Annotated in this window: 5 protein-coding genes; 3 read left to right on the forward strand and 2 right to left on the reverse strand. The window is 64.4% G+C overall.

The genetic code is table 11. The annotated features are described in order from the left end of the window. Positions 1-524: 524 nt before the first annotated feature. Complete coding sequence (locus AC5JJ1_RS11185) at positions 525-1,271, forward strand: Crp/Fnr family transcriptional regulator (RefSeq protein ID WP_495785200.1); 747 nt, start codon at positions 525-527, stop codon at positions 1,269-1,271. A 256-nt stretch (positions 1,272-1,527) separates the two neighbouring features. Then, positions 1,528-1,908: a response regulator gene (locus tag AC5JJ1_RS11190; RefSeq protein WP_495785201.1), complete on the forward strand. Its 381-nt coding sequence runs from the start codon at positions 1,528-1,530 to the stop codon at positions 1,906-1,908. A 16-nt stretch (positions 1,909-1,924) separates the two neighbouring features. On the opposite strand, the gene AC5JJ1_RS11195 is transcribed toward AC5JJ1_RS11190, so the two are convergent. Beyond that, positions 1,925-2,982, reverse strand: a protein-coding gene (locus AC5JJ1_RS11195) for an IS630 family transposase (protein WP_495785202.1) whose coding sequence is annotated in 2 segments (ribosomal slippage) — positions 1,925-2,496 and positions 2,496-2,982 — 1,059 coding nt in all. Because the reading frame shifts where the segments join, the coding sequence is not laid out codon by codon here. A 526-nt stretch (positions 2,983-3,508) separates the two neighbouring features. Then, a complete protein-coding gene (locus AC5JJ1_RS11200) occupies positions 3,509-4,261 on the reverse strand; it encodes a glutaredoxin domain-containing protein (protein ID WP_495785203.1) in 753 nt (250 codons plus the stop codon). 156 nt (positions 4,262-4,417) lie between these two features. Between AC5JJ1_RS11200 and AC5JJ1_RS11205 the strand changes: the two genes are divergently transcribed. Next, positions 4,418-5,347 (forward strand): LysR substrate-binding domain-containing protein, encoded by a 930-nt coding sequence (locus AC5JJ1_RS11205; RefSeq protein WP_495785204.1) that lies wholly within the window; start codon positions 4,418-4,420, stop codon positions 5,345-5,347. Positions 5,348-5,445 lie beyond the last annotated feature (98 nt).

Consider the following 5,445-nt stretch of genomic DNA (forward strand, 5'->3'; position numbering starts at 1 on the left):
CGATCGTCGTAATCTCCTCCATCGATGCCTCCTCTCCCTCGTGGTGGGGCTCAGCACCAACCACGCTATGGCACCTCGATGCCGCAGAGCAGGGGCATCCAACCCATCAAGTTAGGCTTCGCTCAATCTCGCCAGTTGGACAGGGAGGGAGGCTCTGACCTCCGAACTGTACACGTTGCGCCGTTTGTTATCGCGCAGTGGCGCCCCGCGCAGTTCCCTTCCGGCTCCCAAGCCGAACCCTATCTCAGGATGAAATTGGCTTGGTGATGTTTATGCATCAGGCGATCTAGCTCTTGGAGAGTGAGGGTTACCGCAGGTAAGAGGGCAAAGCTGCGCAATCCTGTTTCGTGCGAAATCGTACATCGACCGCGCTGAGGCGGTCTAGCCGCAGCATTCGTATGGTTCTGGGCAGATGAAACGCGGTGTGCGTATCCATATGGAGTCCATTACCCGCCGCGACCCTTCGGCGCGGGTGACCGAGAGAGACCAGCGCTCCCGCCGACACCCAGTCGCAGGAGCCCTCCATGGCCCTCTCCGTCGTACCCGTTGCCTTCCCGCGCAACCGTCTGCTCACAGCCTTGCCGCCGGACGACCTTGCTGAGCTTCTGCCGCAGTTCCAGCCGGCGGAGCTCGCACTCCGCCAAGTCCTACATGAGCCTGGCAAGGCAATCGGCTCCGTCTACTTCGTCGAGACCGGCTGGGTGTCCATGCTGGCCTATCTGGAGGATGGCGACGCCGCCGAAGTCGGCCTGGTCGGCCGCGAAGGCATAGTCGGGCTGCCGATCCTGCTCGGTGGGAACAGCACTGACCTCGAAGCCATGGTGCAGGCCCCCGGCACGGCCCTTCGCATGGATGCGGCCGCTTTCCGGCAGGAACTGGAGCGCATTCCTGCGCTGCGCAGTCTGCTCCTGCGGTACGCGCTGCTCCATCATGAACAGGTAACGCGCACGGCAGCCTGCAATGGCCGCCATCACATCGATCAGCGTCTCGCCCGCTGGCTGCTGATGGCGCATGACCGGGCCGATGGTGATCGGTTTGCGATGACGCACGAGTTCATGTCCATGATGCTCGGGGTCCGCCGTGCCGGGGTCACCGTTGCGGCTGGAGCGCTGCAGAAGGCGGGGCTGATCCGCTATGGCGGCGGCAACATGATGATTACTGACCGGCCGGGCCTGGAGGCCGTCGCTTGCGAGTGCTACGGCGTGGTTCGCCGCGCCCAAGACAGCTTGTTCGGCCTGCCGGATGGGCAGAGGAACGCCTATCGCCCCTGAACTTGCCCAGCCGAAGCTGCCAGCTTCCTCCAAAGCCGCAGCGCCGCACTTCGCCAGCGGCTCTGTTGCTGACCACCGCTTATAGTGCGGACGAAGGTTCTCTCAGGTGAGCGCGCTTGCCTCGGCGGGCGTGCGAAACGGGACAGACCTCTATTCGCCAAGAGCCACAGATAGCTGATGTCGGCTCCAGCCGAATATTCTCTCTTCAGAACAGCATCTTGAAGTCAGGGAGGCGTCCGCAATGTACAGCGCATTGATGTCAGAACGCGTCGCCGATCTGTCAGGACAACGAGTTCTGGTAGTGGAAGACGAAGCTCTTGTGGCCATCCTGATAGAGGACGGCCTCATCGATGCTGGTGCTGAGGTCGTTGGAACAGCCAACACGGTTGAGCGTGCCCTGGCCATGATTGAGTCTGCCATGTCGGACGGGGCGCTGACTTCCGCCGTGCTGGACCTGAACCTAGGCGGTCAGCGGGTTCAAGCGGTGGCGGACAGACTGGTATTGCTCGGCGTGCCATTTGTGATTGCCACGGGGTATGGCAACAACTGCGACACTGGAGGGCATACCGCGGTGCCGGTAATCCACAAGCCGTTCAGCTTATTCGCGCTGACCTCGGCAGTGGCAGGCGTGGCCTAATACCAAATCCCATTGATCAGAACCGATGTGCCCAGTCGCGCAGTCCGATGGACATGATAGTCCAGGGCTGCTCGACGAGGCGGTTCCAAGCGCGACAGCGGTGGTCGACGATGTCCTCATAGCAGCGGAAGACGCGGTTCGACAGCCAGTTGTCCCGTATGAACTGCCAGGTGTTCTCGACCGGGTTCAGTTCGGGGCATTTCGGCGGCAGCGGGATGAGGGTGATGTTCGGCGGCACCTCGAGCCGGTCCGACAGGTGCCATCCGGCCTGGTCGAGCAGCAGCACGGCATGTGCACCAGGCGCGACCGCGGCAGCGATTTCGGCAAGGTGCAGGCTCATGGCTGCGGTGTTGCAATGGGGCAGAACAAGACCTGCCGCCTTGCCCTCCTTGGGGCAGATGGCGCCGAAGAGGTAGGTCGACGCCGTGCGCTGGTCATTTGGCGCCATAGGCCTGGTGCCGCGCCGGGCCCAGCGCCGGGTGATCTTGTTCTTCTGCCCCACTCTGGCCTCGTCGGCGAACCAGACCTCGATATCGCCCGCTGCTACGCCCTTCTCACGCGCGACTTCGTCCAGGCGGGCGGGGAAACTTTTTTAACATTCCCGATGGCGTCTTCCGCCTGCGCATGATGACGCGGCCGCGCCGAGAGCTTGCGATAGCCGAGCGCCCGCACCTCGCGGCTCATGGTCTGCTTGGCGGCCGTGACCCGATGCTCCTCCCACAGCCATTGGCAGAGATCGACCAGCCGCCACCGGACCGCACCGTGGATGGTCGGTATCGGGCCGCTCTCGAGCACCGCCGCCAGGGCCGCACGGTGGCCACTGTTCAGCCGTGACGCCTGGCCCGGCGCCTTGCGATCAAGCAGCCCAGCCGGACCCTCGGCATTGAACCGAACAACCCAGTCCCGGACGATCTGCACCGTCACTCCGCCGATCCGGGCGGCCTCCGTGCGTGACGCTCCATCGTAAATGGCGGCCAAGGCCAACAGGCGGCGGGCCTGGGCCGCATCCTTGGTCCGTCGAGCTGCACTACGAAGTCCAGCCGCGTCAAAGTCAGCTCGGAGTGCGATGGGCATGGCGAAGCTCCCATGTTCGCCACGTTGAATCAGAGCGCCGTCAGTCTTGGAATCCCCAACGAGTCATACTCTCGGAGACTTGGTATAAGTCGGTTCGATCGGCCGACATCAGTGCATCGCCGGCTTTCAGCCTTTAGCCAGCATCGCCCAAGCCCGCATCGCCGCCCCGCACATGGACAGCGGCAGGATCCGCCGCCATTGGGGTCAGGACACGAAAGTGCTCTGAGTGTCCGGCTTGTGCGAACGAATAGGCAACTCAGGTCGGTGGCGCCTGAGGAGAGGTCGCAGTTGGGCGGGGAGCAGACATAGGCGTCATCGCGCTTCAACCGCCGCTTTGTGCCCAAGCCGGCCATCAGCTGGGCACAACGGATTTCTCGCAAGCTGACGCTGCGTTTCCGGCCTCGACCGATCGGGAAGGGCGGAGAGCAGACTCCAATCCGCTGCGGGCCCTTGCATGGCTGTGATGGCGCGCCGGCTATCGCTCCAGCAAACCGAGCTAATGGCGCGGGCTGGACGGGATTTCAGGCTACTCCCACAACCCGTCCGGCATCGGCAGGCCGCTCAGAATCTCCGGCGCCAGCGGCGTCCGCACCGCGATCCCGTTGGCGTCGGACCACCACAGCAGCTGCCGTGTGTGCTGCGCCGTGTGCCAGACCGAGCGCTCGAGGAAGGCATGCAGCGGATGCGTGCCGTAGAACATCTTGAGCGGCTGGTTGCAGCTGCGGTCCTCAAGCCCGTCCCACCAGGCGGTCACCCCCGCCCGCATCTTGGTCCCATAGGCGAGGATGCCTGGGACGCCAATTGCCTCGGGCGCATCGACATTCGCCACCACGGTCCAATCCTCAAGGCCCTGGGTCACGGTCTGCAGGAAGGCGTCCGGCACCTGGTAAATATGGAAGGCGAGGTCACGGATGGTGCGCGGCCGCTCGGCCACCGGCCGCCGCGGCAGGGCATCGGCAGGCAACCCAGCAATAGCTTGGTCAGCGACATCGAGAATTGTCTGCCAGCGTGCCATCAGCACCGCCGGCGTCAGATGGTCCGTGCTGTGGCTGATGCCAACGAACCGGGCGACGTCATCCAGCGACTGGGCGAAGGTGAAGTCCTCGCCGCGGACCACCACCGGCACGCTCCGGGCCCCGATCGAGGCGAGGAAGTCCATGGCCGCAGGCTCTGCGGCGACGTTGACCGGGCGGTAGGCGACCCCCTTGCGGGTCAGAAATTCCTTGACCTTCACGCAGCTTGAGCAACCCGGGGTCCAATACACGCTGATGCCGTCCATGCCGCGCCTCCCATCGTCTGAGGTGTGGGGTTCCGTATTCTAGGGACGGCGCTGGTTTTGGCTCATTCAATGTCGCGAAGCGGCCATCGCGGGAAGCGATGGCGGCCGCCGGTCCGGTCCCATATCCTTGTCAGGGTCAGGCAGGGAAGGCGCTGGGTGGATCTGCGTCAGCTGAAATACTTTGTCCGGATCGTTGAGCAGCGCAGCATGTCGCGCGCCTCGGTCGAACTCGGCATCGCGCAATCGGCACTGAGCTTGCAGATTGCGACGCTGGAGACGCGGCTGCGTCAAAAGCTGTTGGAGCGCCGTTCCACCGGCGTATTTCCGACCGAGGCCGGCCAGGCGCTGTACCGCCACGCCGTCGCCATCCTACGTCAGGTGGAGCGGGCGGAGCACGACATCGAACACGCTGGAGGCGAGCCAAGTGGCCCCGCCTCCCTCGGCCTGCCCACCGTGATGCAGGACCTGTTGGCGCTGGAGCTCTTCGCCGCCGTGCGAGCACGCCTGCCCGCCGTCTCGCTGCGCCTGCTGGAGGGGATGAGCTACCTGCTGAAGGAGATGGTCCTGCAAGGCCGCCTCGACATGACGGTTACCTACCGGTTCGACCCGACACCAGGCATGGCCGAACTGCCGCTGTTCCGGGAGACCGTCTACCTCGTCTCGCCGGCGACGTCCGGGCTTAGGCGCCGCGAGGGCACGGTGCCGCTCGAAGAGGTGCTGCAATATCCACTCGTGCTGTCCAGCGCCCAGACGGTGATGCGGCGCTTGGTGGAGGCAGGGTTGGCGACCCAGGCACGGGCGCCGGAGGTATTGGCCGAGATCGATTCGTTGCGCACGCTGCTCGATATCACTGAGCAAGGGCATGCGCACACAATCCTGCCGGCCTCGGCGCTGCAGCGACATCTGCGGGGCGATTCCGCCGGCAAGCTGGTGTTCCATCCGCTGGAGATGTCGCGCCACGTGGTGCTGTCCACCTCCGAGCATCTACCGCAGGGGCTAGCCGCCACGGCGGTACAAGACCTTTTGCGTGAGATGATCGAGGCTGCGCTGAAGAAGAAACGCTGGATGGGCATCCACCCGCCGTAAGAGGCCGGGGCACGACTACCCTTGGCTGAGGTCCGCTTCGGGTCGAGGCTGTGTAAAAACCGCTGCCGTTAGCTGCTGCTGAGGTGGGCCAGCGCTCG

The sequence above is a fragment of the Belnapia sp. genome (assembly GCF_059504005.1).